This window comes from Rhizobium sp. R86522, assembly GCF_042466255.1.
Classification (GTDB): Bacteria; Pseudomonadota; Alphaproteobacteria; order Rhizobiales; family Rhizobiaceae; genus Allorhizobium.
On record NZ_JAXHBX010000001.1, the window covers coordinates 3,595,474 to 3,611,828 of the forward strand.

20 protein-coding genes and 1 tRNA gene are annotated in these 16,355 nt (G+C 60.3%); 11 read left to right on the top strand and 10 right to left on the bottom strand.

Going from position 1 to position 16,355, the window contains the following annotated elements; all coding sequences use genetic code 11:
- Nucleotides 1–694: 694 nt before the first annotated feature.
- The 5 genes from SJY08_RS17445 to SJY08_RS17465 all read right to left on the bottom strand — a co-directional run bounded on the left by SJY08_RS17445 (nt 695) and on the right by SJY08_RS17465 (nt 5,682).
- Nucleotides 695–2,332 (bottom strand): CRTAC1 family protein, encoded by a 1,638-nt coding sequence (locus tag SJY08_RS17445; protein ID WP_377277210.1) that lies wholly within the window; start codon nt 2,330–2,332, stop codon nt 695–697.
- On the bottom strand, nt 2,329–3,642 hold the full coding sequence (locus SJY08_RS17450; RefSeq protein ID WP_377277212.1) for a vanadium-dependent haloperoxidase: 1,314 nt from the start codon (nt 3,640–3,642) through the stop codon (nt 2,329–2,331). Before SJY08_RS17450 ends, SJY08_RS17445 begins: the two co-directional genes overlap by 4 nt.
- 98 nt (nt 3,643–3,740) lie before the next feature.
- Nucleotides 3,741–4,334, bottom strand: a complete 594-nt coding sequence (locus tag SJY08_RS17455) for a LysE family translocator (RefSeq protein ID WP_377277214.1) — start codon at nt 4,332–4,334, stop codon at nt 3,741–3,743.
- A 104-nt stretch (nt 4,335–4,438) separates the two neighbouring features.
- Nucleotides 4,439–5,143 carry a type 1 glutamine amidotransferase gene (locus SJY08_RS17460; RefSeq protein ID WP_377277216.1) on the bottom strand — a complete coding sequence of 235 codons (705 nt, stop codon included), beginning with the start codon at nt 5,141–5,143 and terminating at the stop codon, nt 4,439–4,441.
- A 98-nt stretch (nt 5,144–5,241) separates the two neighbouring features.
- Nucleotides 5,242–5,682 carry a DoxX family protein gene (locus SJY08_RS17465; protein WP_054149484.1) on the bottom strand — a complete coding sequence of 147 codons (441 nt, stop codon included), beginning with the start codon at nt 5,680–5,682 and terminating at the stop codon, nt 5,242–5,244.
- A gap of 124 nt (nt 5,683–5,806) precedes the next feature.
- Here SJY08_RS17465 and SJY08_RS17470 point away from each other — a divergent pair, with 124 nt between their 5' ends.
- Entirely contained in the window at nt 5,807–6,109 is a 303-nt protein-coding gene (locus SJY08_RS17470) for a SelT/SelW/SelH family protein (protein WP_069042550.1), read from the top strand.
- A gap of 47 nt (nt 6,110–6,156) precedes the next feature.
- Here SJY08_RS17470 and SJY08_RS17475 read toward each other — a convergent pair whose 3' ends face one another.
- A complete protein-coding gene (locus SJY08_RS17475; RefSeq protein WP_054149482.1) occupies nt 6,157–6,621 on the bottom strand; it encodes a BA14K family protein in 465 nt (154 codons plus the stop codon).
- A gap of 242 nt (nt 6,622–6,863) precedes the next feature.
- Here SJY08_RS17475 and SJY08_RS17480 point away from each other — a divergent pair.
- The 8 genes from SJY08_RS17480 to SJY08_RS17515 all read left to right on the top strand — a co-directional run bounded on the left by SJY08_RS17480 (nt 6,864) and on the right by SJY08_RS17515 (nt 12,920).
- Nucleotides 6,864–6,950: transfer RNA gene (locus tag SJY08_RS17480), tRNA-Leu, on the top strand.
- Between the two features lie 101 nt (nt 6,951–7,051).
- Complete coding sequence (locus tag SJY08_RS17485) at nt 7,052–8,485, top strand: tyrosine-type recombinase/integrase (protein WP_377277220.1); 1,434 nt, start codon at nt 7,052–7,054, stop codon at nt 8,483–8,485.
- 140 nt (nt 8,486–8,625) lie between these two features.
- Nucleotides 8,626–9,111, top strand: a complete 486-nt coding sequence (locus SJY08_RS17490) for a hypothetical protein (RefSeq protein WP_377277222.1) — start codon at nt 8,626–8,628, stop codon at nt 9,109–9,111.
- Nucleotides 9,098–9,646 carry an ImmA/IrrE family metallo-endopeptidase gene (locus SJY08_RS17495; protein ID WP_377277224.1) on the top strand — a complete coding sequence of 183 codons (549 nt, stop codon included), beginning with the start codon at nt 9,098–9,100 and terminating at the stop codon, nt 9,644–9,646. The genes SJY08_RS17490 and SJY08_RS17495 overlap by 14 nt, the downstream gene beginning before the upstream one ends.
- Before the next feature lie 1,235 nt (nt 9,647–10,881).
- A complete protein-coding gene (locus tag SJY08_RS17500) occupies nt 10,882–11,355 on the top strand; it encodes a hypothetical protein (protein WP_377277226.1) in 474 nt (157 codons plus the stop codon).
- The gene (locus SJY08_RS17505) at nt 11,352–11,984 is read left to right on the top strand and encodes a hypothetical protein (RefSeq protein ID WP_377277228.1); all 633 of its coding nucleotides are present in this window, start codon (nt 11,352–11,354) and stop codon (nt 11,982–11,984) included. The genes SJY08_RS17500 and SJY08_RS17505 overlap by 4 nt, the downstream gene beginning before the upstream one ends.
- Nucleotides 11,981–12,466: a hypothetical protein gene (locus SJY08_RS17510; protein ID WP_377277230.1), complete on the top strand. Its 486-nt coding sequence runs from the start codon at nt 11,981–11,983 to the stop codon at nt 12,464–12,466. Before SJY08_RS17505 ends, SJY08_RS17510 begins: the two co-directional genes overlap by 4 nt.
- Before the next feature lie 79 nt (nt 12,467–12,545).
- Nucleotides 12,546–12,920, top strand: coding sequence for a hypothetical protein (locus SJY08_RS17515; RefSeq protein WP_377277232.1), 375 nt, complete (start codon nt 12,546–12,548; stop codon nt 12,918–12,920).
- 35 nt (nt 12,921–12,955) lie between these two features.
- Here the strand turns inward: SJY08_RS17515 and SJY08_RS17520 are convergent, their stop codons facing one another.
- From SJY08_RS17520 to SJY08_RS17535, 4 genes are all read right to left on the bottom strand, one after another.
- Complete coding sequence (locus SJY08_RS17520) at nt 12,956–13,210, bottom strand: hypothetical protein (protein ID WP_377277234.1); 255 nt, start codon at nt 13,208–13,210, stop codon at nt 12,956–12,958.
- Between the two features lie 168 nt (nt 13,211–13,378).
- Nucleotides 13,379–13,906, bottom strand: coding sequence for a hypothetical protein (locus tag SJY08_RS17525; protein WP_377277236.1), 528 nt, complete (start codon nt 13,904–13,906; stop codon nt 13,379–13,381).
- A 157-nt stretch (nt 13,907–14,063) separates the two neighbouring features.
- A complete protein-coding gene (locus SJY08_RS17530; protein ID WP_377277238.1) occupies nt 14,064–14,327 on the bottom strand; it encodes a hypothetical protein in 264 nt (87 codons plus the stop codon).
- Nucleotides 14,314–14,622, bottom strand: coding sequence for a hypothetical protein (locus tag SJY08_RS17535; protein WP_377277240.1), 309 nt, complete (start codon nt 14,620–14,622; stop codon nt 14,314–14,316). The genes SJY08_RS17530 and SJY08_RS17535 overlap by 14 nt, the downstream gene beginning before the upstream one ends.
- 456 nt (nt 14,623–15,078) lie before the next feature.
- Here SJY08_RS17535 and SJY08_RS17540 point away from each other — a divergent pair, with 456 nt between their 5' ends.
- Together SJY08_RS17540 and SJY08_RS17545 are read left to right on the top strand one after the other, a co-directional pair.
- Nucleotides 15,079–15,303, top strand: coding sequence for an SHOCT domain-containing protein (locus SJY08_RS17540; RefSeq protein WP_377277242.1), 225 nt, complete (start codon nt 15,079–15,081; stop codon nt 15,301–15,303).
- A 433-nt stretch (nt 15,304–15,736) separates the two neighbouring features.
- Nucleotides 15,737–16,306, top strand: coding sequence for a recombinase family protein (locus SJY08_RS17545; protein WP_377277244.1), 570 nt, complete (start codon nt 15,737–15,739; stop codon nt 16,304–16,306).
- Nucleotides 16,307–16,355: the final 49 nt, after the last annotated feature.

The window sequence follows — 16,355 nt, forward strand, 5'->3', positions numbered from 1 at the left end:
CCCGATCGGAAGGACGTGCCTCAGAGGCACACAGACAAGGCGCCCACGCTGTCGCGAACATACCAGACGGCGGGGCGGATAAAACGGCGGGGATGATGGCCGAGGTCGGAAATGACCAAGGCCGCATCCCCCGGGCGAGGGTCCCGGTCGGAATGGTGCACCATCCGGCGGGAACCTCCCGGGCCACCGGCCAGGCTATGGCAGACATTCCCTTGGGAGGGCTCTGTCAAAGCCGGACCCTACGCCCGGTCATCCTCGGGCCATCCTCGGGTTTAACCCGAGGACCGAGGACCGTCGCCGCCTTGCCAGAGAGACGCATGCAGCGGGAATAGACGCCGAACGGGGCGCCGGAAGGAGCCACATAAAACTACTTAGACAGGTTGCTTCTGGCGCCTCGTCCGAGACAGATTTCAGGCGACCCGGAGGGAGCAATCCCGACCGGTGGCGAAGCTTGGGGTTTTTGACATTGATAGATCACCCTCACCCTGAGGTGCCAGGCTTGCCCGGCCTCGAAGGGCGAGGCCACCCCGCCACCCCTCATGCTGAGGTGGCACCGAAGCGACCCTCGCAGCACGAGGCCACCAGAGCGGGATGCTTCGAGGCCCTCGCCTTGCGACGGCACCTCAGCATGAGGGCCTAGCGGAATGCGCGGAGCCCATCTCCCCCGCAAGGGGGGAGATGGGGTCGTGCCCCTTCACATCCCCTCGCCCGGATTCCACAGCCTTGGCCCCGTGCCACGCCCAACGAGGTAAAACCCATCAGCCGCCACCGTCTGCCACTCCCCAACCTCGCCATCCGGCCAAAGCACGCGGATCTCGGTTTCTGCCTGTTCCCCCAGACCAAAATGATGCCAGCCGGTCTTGCCGCTGACATGGCCGCCGCCGATGGTGAGTTCGCGGCGCTGCACGACATCGCCGGTTTTCACCTCGATCCAGGCGCCGACCGCATCGCGGTTCGGACCGTCCTGGCGCAGCGCCAGTTGCAGGAAGTGGCCAACGCCTTCCGTCGTATTGCGCCAGATCTCCACCGGAGACCCCTGGTTGACGACGAGGAGGTCGATCTTTCCATCGAGATTGAAGTCTGCCAGCGCCCCGCCCCGGCCCTTGGCCATAGAGGCGATGCCGGCCTTGTCGCCCATTTCGACGAATTTGCCGTCCTCGCCCTGGACGAGCAGGTTGTTCGGGTCCTTCTCGGCAAAATCGGGCATCTCCGCGACATTGCCCTTGGCGATGAAGAGATCAGCGCGGCCGTCATTGTTGACGTCCTCGAATTCCGTATGCCAGGCGGTCGAGGGGCGGATCTCGCCGCCGGTATAGGGCCGGTGCGCCGTGGCGCCCTTGGCGAAGGCGATATCGGCGTAGGAAGGCTTCGGCTTGCCGTCGGCGGGGATTTCGGCGAGCCTCTGCAGCTTGTTGTCAGCCATGCTCGTGAGGAAATATTCCGGATAGCCGTCGAAATCGAGGTCACGGGAAGCGATGCCCATGCCCCAGATGCGCAGGTATTTCCAGCCTTCCTCCTGGGTGTAGAGCCGCGGGGCCTTGCCCGGCTCAACATGCCACATCTGCTCCTGGCCGCCCTTGTAATATTCGCGGTCGTTGGAGACGCGCAGCGAGGGCGTGCCGGAGCGGTTCCAGTCGGTGAAGAGGATCGACAGCGGGCAATAGGAGGGGTTGAGCGCGAGCGGCGGGGCGAAGCGACGCTCGGCAGCGGACAACGGGCGATGCAGCCAGTTGTCGGTGCAGGAGCCCCAGGGCTCGAAGTCCTCGAAGCGGTCGATGTAATTGCCGACGGCAAGCGTCGGCCAGGAGTTGCCGCGCTCCCAGGTGGCGGAAAAGGCCGTCGACCAGGCGTCGCCGCCGTCGAAGCCCCAAGCCTCGTTGGCGCGTTCGAAGCGGCATTCGCCCAAGCCGCGCATCACGACATTCTCGCCGGAGCGCAAGAGCACGACATCCTGCAGCCCGTCGCCATCGACATCCAGCGGATAGGCGCCGATCACCTTGTCGAGTTCGAGGCCGGACACCTGTTCGTCGAACTTGAGAGCGCCGCCAGCCTCGCTGCGGTTGAGGTAGAATTTCGCCTTGTCCTCGCCGCCCGCAAGGACGAGATCGGGGAAACCGTCGGCATTGCAGTCGAAACTACCGGCACCGCCGCCGACCATATATTCCCAATCGCCGCGATAGGTGCTGACGATACCGCTGGAGGCGGTTTCGTCGGTGAAGCGGGGCACGAGGGGGCCGCCATTGGCAAGCGCTGTGCCGGCCTGGAGCACGGCGAACAGGGCGGCCGCAAGGGCGGTTCGGCGATGGTGCGAGGCGATGGCTTCGGCCGTCATCCGCGGGTCCTCAAGGCGACCGCCTTTTCGCCGATGCAACGCCCCTGGTCGAGGCCACGATCGATCGCGGCGCGGAAATGAATGCCGCCATAGAGACGCGAGATGCCGGCTTCTTCAGCCGCATCCCAGAAGCTCTTGAAGCTGCGGTTCGGCAGCTTGTCCTTTTCATGGGTGTTGTCGGTGAAGGCGAAGTTTTCGCCGAAAAAGGCCGTCAGCACCGTGGCTGCCGCACCCGACTGGGTGGAATGGCCGGAGGGATATTCCGGGAAGGGCGGCGTGATCAGGATCGGCTCCCATTTGGGATCGATGACCCGCTTAATATAGGTGACCGGGCGGAGCAGGTCGTATTCGAATTTCGAATGCCAGCAGCCGATGAAGGCATCGGCGAGCGAAATCCCGAGCCGGGCGAGCAGGTCGGCATGTTCGGCTGCACCCGCCTCCTGCTCGTCGAGGACTTTAAGGGCAATCACGATCCAGTGACCGGGCGGGGTCGGCGAGAGCATCGGATCATCCGACCAGAAGCGGGCGATGGCGCGCTGCTCATCGGTCACGCTGTTCACCGCCTCATAGACCTCCATCGCTTCCTTGTAGAAGTCGGAATCCTTGTCCTCGCTGTAGACAGGCGGCGCCGGCAGCGGGCAGGCATTGCCGGTCTGCAGGGCGAAGGGACGGTTCTCGCCCCACTGGGGAAGAAGGGGCATTTGCTGCTGATTGATCAGACTGGTCGGCACCCAGCTGTCCTTGTTGCTCCCCAGCGCGAATTCCAGGGGGAAGCCCATGTTTTCGACCTTGGCGCCGCCGTCGTCCAGCGACCAGGCAAGGATATGCGCCGTTATGCTCTCGCCATAGGCCCGGCTGCGGGCGACGAGATCGGGGGCAAGTCCGACGGACACTTCGGACGAGAGCTTTTCGGTCATGCGCTTCAGGGCGCGCTGACCGGTCGGGCCGGTATTGCCGAAGAATTCGCGCGCGGCTGATGACAGGGCGGCCTGCATGACGACGGCCTCGTCATAGGCGAGGCCCGCTTCACGCCGAGGTACTGGGGTGAGGCCGTTCAACTGACCGGCAAGCGAGGTCATGGTCGTGTCGCCGGCCGCCAGCGCCTCATAGGCGGTGACCCCGAGATAGGCGAAGGCGCGGCTTGCCACGGGGGGCGAATAGGTCGGCGTATGACGGACAAGTTCGAGAATGAGGCGATACCAGTCGCGCATGACCGTGTCGGCGCCCACAGGGGATGCCTGGGCCGGCTGGAAGGCCAGCCCGATGATGATGAAGCAGAGCGCAACCAGGCGCTTACCCACTGCCTTCATATCCCCCTCCCACAGGTTTCTGAAGCGATCTCAATCGATTGAAGTTCGATTAAGCACGGGGGCGGATGGCTCGCAAGAGGGAGGCGAATGACGGGGGATCAAATCCAGCCGATGGCGCGGCCGGCAAGGCTCAAGGCAAAGACCGCGAGGCAGCTTGCGGCGACCCGCCCGAACAGCAAGGGGTTGGTGGTTGCCAGCCGCCGGAGGATGGCGGCGCCGGCGCTCAACCAGCAGGTGGCGACAATGACGACGAGCAGCAAAAACATGGCGAGATAGGGGAGCGGCCGGAGCAGTGCTTCCAGCGAACCCGTTCCGGCGGCGGGAATGAGGGCGAGCCCGATGATCAGGGCCTTGGGGTTGAGCACCGTGGTGGCGTAGACCGCGACCACCGTCGTTCCGGCCTGCGCATTGGCCGAAGGCGGACGCGTCCAGAGCCGGGCGGCGAGCAGCAAGACCCAGAGGGTCGAGGCGAGCTTGATGCCAAGCGCTGCAGCCGGCTGGTCGATGAGCAGTGGTGCTGCCAAAAAGACAAGCGGGACGATGGCCGTGAGATAGCCGGCACATTCGGCACCGATCAGCGGCAGCGAGGCCTTGAGGCCGCGGGTGGCGCCTGAAACGGCAAGCAGGGTATTCGTCGGCCCCGGTGTCAGCAGGAGGAGCAGGACGGCAAAGGCAAAGGCGGACAGGGACAAGGCAGAACTCCGATCAGTGAGGTCGGAGATAACAGGTCGGGTGCTGCGGCGGCTTGATGTCGGTCAAACCCTGAGAAGGGATCCGGGTGACGCGGGAGATGCGCTCAAGACGGTAGGATCTGCCGGACCCATGCACGAGCCAGGGCCAGCCCGGCTTCATCGGAAAGCTGCCCGTCGGTCGGTTCGATCTCAGGATGGCGGTTGAGCCAGCCGGGTTCCTTGCGCTCGATGACCTCTGGGAAATGCGTCATCCAGTTGCGCACAACCTCGCGGTTAGCCTCGAAATGGAACTGGAAGCCATAGGCAGCGCGGCCGATGCGGAAGGCCTGGTGGCGAGCCGCTTCGTTTTCCGCGAGGTGAGCAGAACCTTGCGGCAGCGTGAAGGTGTCGTCGTGCCACTGGAAGGAGAGGAATCGGTCGGGCATGGCCGAGAGCACCGGATCCTGTCTGCCGGCTTCGGTGCGGCCGATGCTGCGCCAGCCGAATTCGGGAGCGGCACCGATCAGGTTGTCGCTGCCATAGGCGCGGGCGAGGAGCTGGCTACCGAGACAGATGCCGAGCACGGCTTTCGCGCTGTCGCCGAAGAGACGCATCAGGCTTGCGAGTTCCGGGAGATAGGGATGCTTCTCGTCATCGCGGGCATTCTGCTCACCACCGAACACCACCAGAGCGTCGAAGTCATCGAGGTCCGGCAGTGGTTCGCCGGCATAGGCTCGGATGGTGGCGGTTTTCGCGCCCGCCTCGGCCAGAGCAATGCCAACCTGACCGACTTCGGTGACGCGGGTGTTTTCGACGATGGCAACACGCATGGGGAATCGGATCTCGTGGGTGGTTGCCCCCAGAGAAAGCATGCGGATGCGAATGTCGCAAGACGGAGGGGCGCCGCAAGCAGCGCCCTTCCGGGACCTCAGAAGGTTTTCTTCAGACGGGCGTCGACAGAGTGGCGGTTGCCGCCACGGATGACGAAATAGAACGTCATTGCCGCCCACAGCAGCGATTTTTCCGCGCCGGAGAAGCCCTGATCCAGCTGGATCCAGTGGAAATAGACCGTGACCAGCAGGACGATCGTGGCTGCAAAGGCCGCCGGCCGAGTGAGGAGACCGATCGCGAGCAAGATGCCACCGAAGAATTCGGTGATCGCCAGAAGCGGCGACCAGAAGACGCCGGGATAGAAGCCGAGGCCTTCGACCATCTGGACGGCGCCGAAGGGATCAACGATCTTGCTGGCGCCATGGATGACGAGGAAGCCACCGGCCACCAGACGCAGCAGGGTTTCGACCCCGTCGTGACCGGAGCGATAGACGGGGGCAAGGGCAGGAACAAAAAGACGGTTCGGTTCAATGGACATGAACAAACTCCAAAAAAGACAATAACCTGCGCGTCATGGCCGAAGCTTAGCTGCGTGGCAATTGGACGCACGCAGAAAAGTTGATTAATTGGGTTAACTTATCCGTGAAGTGAGGAATACGCCGATGGAAAAACCCCGGATTTCGATCACCTACTGCACCCAATGCAACTGGCTTCTGCGGTCAGGCTGGATGGCGCAGGAACTGCTGCACACCTTTGCTGACGATCTGGGCGAAGTGGCACTTATCCCTGGCACGGGCGGGATTTTCGAGATCAAGCTGAACGACGACCTGATCTGGGAACGCAAGCGTGATGGCGGCTTTCCAGGCCCGAAGGAGCTGAAGCAGAAGGTGCGTGATGCCATCGATCCCGAGCGCGATCTCGGCCATGTGGATAGGGTGAGCCGCAATGAAGGGCTCGACAGCTGACACAGGGGCGAAGGCGGCCGCAGAACCGCCTTCGAAGATCGCTCGTCTCAATAGAAGGGCGATTGGCAGACCTTGTAGTAGCCGCTCGTCGAGAGGAACTGGTTGGTGCGGGGATTGTAGGACCGGTAGCGGTTCAGGCACCAGTCGACATGCCGCTCCCAGGACCGACGCGGCGGACGATAACCCGGATCCTCGTAAACCGGCGGGCGCGGCCGTGGACGGTAGCCGGGTTCGACATAGACAGGCGGACGCGGCCGTGGGCGATAGACCGGCGGCTCGTCATAGACGGACGGCGGATAATATTCCGGTGGCAAGGGGCGTGGACGGCGCGGCGGCGGGCGGTCCCAGGTCTCGTAGCAACCGGAGAAGTCGCAGACGATATCGATCTCTTCGACATCGGAGCCCGGCTGCGAAATCAATGGCATCGGCTTCGTCATCGCAGCATCCGCCACGGAGGTGAAAAGCTGGGCGCCGGCGAGCGCCACGGCCACAAAAGCGGATCGAATCGTCATATAGTCATCCCGTCGTTCATCCCGGCGGCGGGCAAACCGCCTCGCCGACGGCAAGATAGAGCGTTTCGATCACGGCTTTTTCACGGCCGCGTTATCCGTGGCAGACTGTGCAAAAGGCTTGTGTCCCAACGCATCTGCGAATCCGCTTCCGGCATTCAGGCAGACGCCTTCATCGCGCCGACATGAAAACTTCAAAAAGCCGGTTGACAGGTCGGAGCAGTCCCTTTACACGGCTCCTCGTCGCCCAGATGGCGGAATTGGTAGACGCGCCAGCTTCAGGTGCTGGTACTCGAAAGGGTGTGGAGGTTCGAGTCCTCTTCTGGGCACCATTCCATTTTAGGTTTCCCCTTGGAAACCAATCTATTCAATGTCTTGACGGTAAGCCGGGGTACACTTTGAGGTACACCCGGGGGTCATTTTGAGGCTGACATTGAACCTTCCCTACGTCCAAAAACACAAGAACGCTTTCAGGTATCGCCGCAAGTACCCCGAGGACATCTCGACGGTACTAGGGAAGCTTTGGCACTTGGCTCCGCTCGGGAAAACAGAGGCTCAAGCGGCGGATAACTGGAAGCGGGTCAATGCGGCTTACGACAAGGCCGTGAAGGATGTCCGCGACCGTCACCGTGAGAAATCCCCCTTCGAGACCTATACCGAGAGCGTGAGCCTCATCCGGCAACTCGGGTTTGATCCCAGCAGCCCCTATGACCGTGCAACCTTCCCAGATGATGCAGACGGGGAAGATGCGGCTAGGGAGCAAGCAGCAGCAGAAATCATTGAACGCTACCCGCTGGACCCCTCTGGGCACCCCGTGGGGATGTCGGCGGCTCATGAATTGCTCGTAAGGTCTCTCCTGAACGGCGCTCCTCCCCGCCCATCACCGCGATTGAGTGATATCGTTTCACTCTACAAGGCGGAGAAGTGTGCCGGGGAAGACAAGCGGGAAAAGAAATATGCGCAGCGGGTTGATCGGGTCGCTGAACTGTTCACGAGGGTTATCGGTGCCGATGCCGAATTGCTGTCGATCAACCGCGAGGACGCTCGTCGGTTCCGTGATGCCCTTGCAGAAACCGGGATCAAGCCTGAGTCGGTTCGGCGGGGCATCAACATAATCAGGGCAGTAGTAAACCACGCAATCCACGAGAACGGCCTAGCAAACAGCTACAGTAACCCATTCAACAAGCTACCGATTGCCAACCTAGACGCCGAAACGGACGTAGAGAAGCGCGATCCGCTGCCTACCGACGTACTACAAGCAGTGCGCAGCAGGGTATTGTCCCGAGGCAAGACCGAGCTACAGCTTATCTGGAGACTGCTTGAGGGTACGGGATGTCGATTGGCTGAGATCACTGGACTTCGTGTGTCTGATGTCGAGGTGTCCACTGCCACTCCTTACATTACCGTTGAATGGCATGAAGATCGGCGGGTAAAGACCAAGGCATCTAGAAGGGACGTGCCACTCTTGGGGGACACCTTGGAAGCCGCCAAAGAAGCCCTGAGGCTCGCTAAGGGACGCGCCATGCTCTTCGACGCATACGGCAACGAAAACGGCCCAGACAACGCCTCAGCGGCCCTCATGAAGCATGTTAGAGCGGTCACCAAGAACCCACTCCACGTAGTGCATTCACTCCGCCACAACATGTCTGACTGGCTGAGGGCGGGTGGGGCACAAGAGCGAGAGGTGAACTTGACACTTGGACACTCGCTCTCGGGTACCGGCTCGCGTAACTATGGGAGCAAACCAGAACGCCTGAGAGCAACAACCGAGGCGATGAAGAAGGCGCACGAAGTAAAGAACCGGGAAGCGGGTCCTATACCGCAGGAGACCCCAGCGGAACCCATGCGACCCAATGTGTCAGGCTGAGGCTTTCGGAACGCTCAAAGTCATGCCAAGGTAGAGTTGCAATGGCGACCTGCTTCGCCTCTGCGACAGCCAATCTACAAAGCCAATCCTAGGCTAGACCTTGCCATGCCCACATCCGTCGCCATTTATGGTATACTTTGATGCGTAGCCCGTTCCTGCTGGCTTGGAATATCGCGCTATCGGTCGCTGTCATCGTCCTGCTGTCAAACCACCAGTTCGTTGACCGAGCGCTCTACGACGAGGTGAAGACGGCACAGGGTAAGAACTCGCTGAGCATAGCTATCGAGCTCGGGAGACTGGACTTCGCATCGTCGCTGATTGCCCTTGTGGGCATCCTTGTAGGTGTCGGCGCATTGTTCGGTTACATCGAAGTGCGCTCAAGGGCAGCGAGGGAAGCGAGGGAGGCCGCGATCCCTATAGCCAAGGAAGAGGCTACGCGCATTGCACGAGAGGAAGCGGAGCGCGTTGCCCGTGCTGTGGCTGCGGAGATCGTTCCTCCAATCGCGAGGCGGATGGTGACGGATTATAAGAACAGTCGTGTTCTGCTGGGTGAAGAAGAGATTTCCGATAAAGAAATCAATGAGATAATGAGGAACCTGGACGAGGAAGACAATGGAAAACGATAGCGATATGGAGGTCTTGGAGCGCTATCTAGGCCGGACACCGATCAACGTGATTGGTGCTATCCGGGACCTTGGCATTGAGTACTTCGAAGAGCCGCTGGACGATGGTGTCTCGGGCAGCATCGACTTGATCGATGGAAAGTACGAGATCCGGGTGAACTCCAATCAGTCGCTGCAACGGAGGCGTTTCACCGCCGCGCACGAACTGGCCCACTATCTCTTGCACCGAGACCTTCTTCGTCAACACGGACACCTAGACCGACTGTTCAGCAGTGGGCAAGTGGTCTCAGGTCAGACGCTGAGTCCTGCCCATGAAGTTGAGGCCAATAAGCTCGCCGCAGAAATCCTGATGCCGGAGCGAGCAGTAAGAGACGAGCTCGTCTGGAGCCACTACGACATTGAGAAGATCGCTAGGCAGTTTCAAGTGTCGGTTCCTGCGATGGAGATCCGGTTGAAAGTGCTTGGCATAAGCCTGGATGCGGAGAGAGCGAAGGACGAACACTATAGGCGCTCGGACGGTCCCACCCCTTTCGTGTAATCGAACCAGCGCACCTCCAGTCATCAACGTTGCTCACGACCTTTCGATAGCCCCTCAGATGCCCTCAGGGACTCGCTGAGAGCGATCCCGCAGTTTTTGGTGTGCACATACCAGAAAACAACTTATGCGCGTCAGCGAGCCCCTGAGGCCCCTTAGCGCAAACCATCCGTTCCCCTCCGGCTCACCTGCCGTTCCCGTTCCATTAGCTCCGCTTCATTCACCAGCCCAAGAATGGAACAAAGCTCATGCGATGGGCTGAACAATTACCGCTAGTTCAAGTAGCGGGAAATGCACCTGTCCGCACCCCTCCGGGATCACCGGCCATGTCGCAGCGGGAACACGCATGAACGGCCTCGACGGCAACAGAAAGAATGCAGGTTTCAAAGCGGGGAGCAGGTCACCGGCAGCGGTCCCGGCGACCCTCGCAGACACCCGAGGGCGGCAATTTCCTTCATACAGAGAGACCAAGAAAATCGAAGTGATCCGAGCGGCAATCTCGGCATCCTCCGGGGGATCGGACAGTGCACCGCAGGGGACACCGGCAGCGGTCACAGCAAGACACATTAGCAATCACTCCAAAGCACTGAAACTAAACAATAAAATAATTACCCCTTCATCAAGAATAGACGAAGCTCCACGACAGACCGAATTGGACAGCCGGAATGGCAGGAGCAGAAGCTTAGACGAGCACGAACAAAAAAACACAACCAAAGGTATTGACAGTGACAGCAGGAGATAGTAATCGCGTGTGCGCTTCTTAAAGATATAACTCTAAGTTATATATAAGATACCCTTAGGTTACCTCTGCAATGTTTATTGAAAGACAAAGTAGGAGTAGTACCTAGAGATAACCTCAAGGTTCCCTTAAGGTATCCCATGGCTCCTCCCGGGTGTCCTTCCGAGACATCCACCTCCCCTGTTTCCATCAGCACCTATACTTCCGAGTCCCCACAGACTCGCTGAGGGCCTTCCCGTCCTCTCCGCTATCTCGACACCTCCGGGACCCCTGAACGCTCTCCACGGGCTCCTGTGAGTCAAACAGGGCATCCTCCGCCCTACACCGCCCCCATCCTCGCAACCCATCACCCCTTCCGCCCCTCTGGGACACCCAGCGGGACGCCTCAGCGTGTCCAGTCGCAGCCCCGCGCCGCCTCGACCGCTCTCAGCGTTTCACGACGCAATCCCACCGGGACACCCTCCCGGTTCTCCGCATACTGGAAAAGGTATCCAGCAGCATGACCACGACCACCCGCCACACAGACCCCATCGCAACCATTGAACTCTTCGGCTCCTACGGTGCCCGACATGTCGAGAGCGGCACGTCCGTTGACATGGCTCCGCCAAAGGCGACCCGCCGTATCCCCAAGAGGACCACGACCCGAAGCCCTATCCCGGTCATCTGTCGGGAACTGATCGCCCAAGGGATCGACCCCGAGACCCGCGCCCATATCCTCACGAAGTCGCTGGACCACGGCGGATTGATCCCAGTCTTCAAACGAGATCGCACCATTGCCGTTTGGGCAGGGCTGGACGCCATCGAAAGCGAGGCCGAGTCAGTCCGCATCGTCAAACACCGGCCATTCCCCCGTGCGCTCGTGACGAAAGAAGCGGGGCCGGGAGCAGCGACACCTAGCGTCACCCGAGAAACGCAACGGCCCTCAGAGGTCACGACCGCACACCCGGAAACCGCCGTGGGAGAAGCCGCATGACCGCTTTTCGCGTTCTCGTCGCCTGTGAGTTCTCCGGGACCGTCCGCAACGCCTTCCTCGCTCGCGGTCATGACGCTTGGTCCTGTGACCTCCTTCCGGCAGAAGACGGCAGCAACCGCCACATTCGCGGCGATGCCCGAGACATCCTCAACGACGGATGGGATTTGCTCATGGTGGCGCACCCGCCATGCACCCGCCTGTGTAACTCAGGGGTCCGCTGGCTTTCATCTCCTCCGCCTGGAAAGACCCGAAACGAAATGTGGGCGGAGCTGGAAGAAGGTGCAGCCCTGTTTTCGGCTTTCTGGAATGCTCCAATTGAGCGCGTCTGCATTGAAAACCCAGTGATGCACCGACACGCAAAGGAGCGCATTCGGAACTACCAAGAGTTTGCGCAGAGCGTCCAGCCTTGGCAGTTTGGACACCCCGAGGTGAAGCGCACCTGTCTATGGCTCCGCAACCTCCCGCCCCTCGTCCCGACTGCAATCGTTGAAGGACGAGAGGCCCGTGTCCATCGCATGTCACCCGGCCCGAACCGATGGCGAGAGCGCAGCCGGTTCTTTACGGGAATAGCGGAGGCCATGGCGGACCAATGGGGCAACATCTCAACAACTGAAAGGATCGCAGCATGAAGCGAGAGACCCTACTCATTCGCGGATTGAAATCTGGCGATCTGGAATACCTGGCTGACAACCTTCGCAACGCAGACAAGCAGGAATTGGCAGCAGCCAGCGGAAGCCGCAACTTCCTATCCCGCCTCTCTGTCTCTGCCGAGCTTTCGGACAGCGTAAAGGTGGTGGAGGCCGAAGGCGTTCCCCTGCTAATCTTTGGGACCGCTGCGATCAGCAAGGACACCAAGGCTGTCTGGCTTGTCGGCACCAAGCGCATAAACGCCTACAGCCGCGCCATGGTGGAGGAAGCGAGACAGGTTCTCCGCCATTGGTTTGAGGGTGACAGCAACCTCCTCCGCCTCATGAACTTCACCTATGCCAAGAACAATCTTCACCACAAATGGCTGAGGGCGCTAGGTGCGGAGATCATGCCAGCGGAACCAGTGGGAACCCGTGGCGCACTCTTCCATCCGTTTGAAATTCGGAGGGAAGCCTGTGTGTGATCCCGGATTAGTAATCGGCATTGCAGCCGGTGCCGCTCAGGCGGCTGGACAGGCTCAGGCGGCTGATCAGAACATCGAAATGATCAACCAGCAAACCAAGCTTGAGTATTCCGCACAGCAGCGAGAGCAGATTGTGCAGGACAACGCCGCCAACAAGGCGGGGTATCAGGCCCAACTTGAGTCCGACCGGATGGCCTCAGCAGTCAAGACAGACGGTGCCGGGATCGGTGGAGCGACTGCCGGTCAACGCATGGCCGAGCAGCGGCGACAAGGAGCGTTGTCTATTGAGAGTGCCAAGGATCGCAAGGACGCCGCACGGGCCAACTATGCGTTGGGTTCGAAGTCCTCGCAGATCACCGCGCAAAACGGCATATCTCAACAGCAGGTCAGTCCAATGACCACGTTCGCAAACATCGCCTCTTCGGGCATGGCGAACTACGGAGCGTTTGGCTGAGGTGGAGTTGGACACCGAAGGGAGGGGAAGACAGGTTAAGCCCTGTCGCTCCCGCCGGTCCTTGCGCTGATCTCGCAGAGAACCCCAAGGGCAAGCCCGAGAAGAAGCCCGACGAATGCTTGGTTGATCGCCTCGCCACTTGTGGCAGTCGCGAGATACCGCGCCGATGCAGCCCGGTTGCTCTCGGAGTCAACGGAGTTGAACGCGACGAAGAAGGCCAGAGCGAGCCTCACTATGCTGCCCCAAAAAATGACGTGCGCAATCACCTTGCCAATACGAGTGAAGAACATGAACCTATACCCTCCAAAGTGGTCCCCGGCAGCGGCCTTAGCAGAGACCGCCCATGGGGAGCAAGGCAGGGTGTGGAGACAGGTGGAGCGCGGAACCCAGCGTTCCCCGAGAGGATCGCCGGGGGATCATCGGCCCCCGGCAGGTCCCTCCGAGGCGGAAGGTGCGAGCTAGTCGCGAACAACGACCTGTTTGTCGGATGCGAAGAACTTGATCGCTGACATCGCCGCATCAAAGTTCTGGTCAGTTCCCCCGAGATTGAGTTCAATGGTGTGGCCCAGCGGGTAGAACGGTAACCACATTGCCCAACCCATCCAGCCTCTCCGAGGGAAACGCTTCCGATCGATCAGGTGGAGCATAATTACACGGTGCTTGCGAAACGTGCGTCGCGAAATCTCGTGAAATTCCGACCAGGGAATTGTCACGGTGGACCATCCACGGTGTAGAATGCCGTCCGGCCCAATCCCGATGTAGTTTTGAGTATTCCAACACCGGAAGGCAGATGCCAGACCAAGTTGTGTAGAAATTACAACGGTCAGCCAGCCGAACGCCATTACAAATTCTGGGCTGTAACGACTTGAGGCTTTCACTGGGCCCCACAACCCGGCCATCCTGGTGCCAAAGTAGAGCATCACCAAAGCGAGTAACAAGAGCAGACCGCACTTCCAGCGTACATTGTTTGCCGAAAAGTCCTTCATGACCGCGCTACACCTTTCAGCTGCAAGCTGCACATTTTGCTGTCCACTACCAGAACGCCCAGACGCGGACAAGGCGTACCTGTTGACACAGCAGGTCGCCAGCGCTGGCCCCCAGTGAATGTGAGGAGCGGAGCAGCACCGGCAGGTCCCTCCTGTGTCACGGCGAGAACACCGAGGGAACCCCGTGTTGCCTCAAGAGGGTCCGCAGCGACACAGTGATGTCATGGGTCATTTGCCGAACCTCTAGCGCCTCGTCAAACGCCTCGTACCGGACAGCGCCGAGCGGCATATGCTGTCTGGCATAAAGACCCACGTCTTCCGGCCCGTAGGCTCGCCGGGTTTCTGAGAACACCACCTCCCCGGCCTCGTCGTAAAAGACAACCGTGTAGAGGGTTTTCTTGTCGTGCTTACGCCGTGGCATGGTCGAGACCCTCCTCCGCCTTGTCCCTGCCGAGCAAGTCGAGCAGGAGCGAGTAGATCGAAGGACCGAATAGCTCCCGGTTCCCAGCGGGTGCCAAGGGTCCCACGATGTCGAGCCCTTCGACCAGCTTGAACTCCAGCCCATCGGCCTCTTCTAAGGCTTGGTCCGCAGCGTCGAAATAGTCGGTTACGTCAAGGAAGTCCGTGCAGAGGACCGTGCCATCCTCTTCGAAGTAGATGACACCCCAGAGGTTATCCAGCGTGGTCACAGTGGCGGCATTGGTGAGCGTGTGCATGTCCCTTGTTCTCCTCTTGGAACGCCGCAGGATCGCGGCAGGGACCTCCTACAATTCACACGAAATGACAGACTGCAACATGTTAAACTCTACGATATCGCAGGGATTTCAATAGCTTCGCTATCGCAGGGACAGCCGACAGTCTCTCTCCTAGTGGGTCCCATGGGAAACATCGGCCCACTTCCGGCTGTCTCTGCGATAACGCAGCATTGCTCATTTTTGGGCTAGCATGTCCCCTGCCTCTTCCTCCGCCTCTCCTGACTCCCCAGAGCCCCATAGAGAGCGTTCTGTTGCGGGAGGTGTCGCAGGCCATCCGAGTTGCGGGAGGCGCATGAATGGCCTCGACGGCAACAGAAAGAAACGCCTTCACGACGCGAGCCCCATAGACTAGCTCGCCATTGTCATTGACCGATGGTTGCAGTAACCCAATCAGAACGAGACCAGAGGAGGAAGACCGTGGGAAGCTTTTCGATTTGGCACTGGATAGTTGTCTTCCTGATCCTCTTCCTCCCGCTCTACCTCCTCTTCCGCAAGCCCCGGCGCAAAGCCAGCCAAGACAGCGCAGCGCAGAGCGGCGGATTGTCGAATGTCGAGAAGCTGGAGAAGCTCGCCAAGTTGAAGGCTGACGGTGCAATCACCGCAGCGGAGTATGACGCAGAGAAGCGGCGGATAATCGGGTAAACCACACAGGTCCCGGCGGGAGTCCCTGAGGAACCCCGCGACCTTTTTTACAAAAGTTGTGTGAGCGTATTACGTATACTCCCCCTCGCTAAAACCCCCCCGGTGGTGGGGGTGGGGTCCCGCCCTGTCCTATCCCGGCCTATCGATCCAAGACCCCGGCACCTCTTGGTGCTCCCGGCATGTCCTTCTGGTTCGTCCTGTTGATCGCCGCTGATACCTCCGCACTGTCCCGGAGGATCGGCAGGGGGCAAGGGAGGGGCAGGAGCGGCAGCCCCTCAGAACCCCGACAGGGGATCGCAGCGGGACACCCGGAGGGACAGCGACAGTCCCGCCTGTCCACAATGTTTACTTTCTGGACACTGCCCACTTGACTGTCCATTTAGCGTCCACTAAGTCTACGTCCACAACAGCTATAGAGGAAAGTGGACGGCAGATGATCGTAGGATATGCGAGAGTGAGTTCAACCGGACAGGATCACGCAACCCAGATCGACCGCCTCACGGCAGCGGGTGCGGAGAAGCTGTTCAGTGAGAAGCAGTCGGGCTTGGACAAGGACCGCCCTGCCCTTGAGGAATGCCTTCGGTTCGTCCGAGAAGGTGACGTGCTGCTTGTGACTAAGCTGGACCGCCTCGCCCGTTCTGCCTCACACCTTCACCAGATCGTTGAGGGCTTGAACCAGAAGGGCGTAGGCTTCCGGGTGCTGGACGATGCCACGCTAGACACCACCACCCGCACTGGGAAGCTCGTCTTCGGCATCCTAGCCAGCATCGCAGAGTTTGAGACAGCGCTTCGGAAGGAGCGGCAGCTTGAAGGCATAGCCAAAGCCAAGGCCGAAGGCAGGACCGGAGGGAGACCCGCCCAGATCACCCCAGGCATCAAAGCGGAAATCATTCAGTTGAGCGCTGGAGGCATCAGTGTCCGCAAGATCGCGGCGGAGGTGGGGTTCAGCAAGTCAGCCGTTCAGAAGATCTTGGACGAAGCGAAGGCCGCAAAGACACCCTGAGGGACCCATGGGTAATCTTGCTCTCGTCTGTCCTTCCACATTTTTCCAC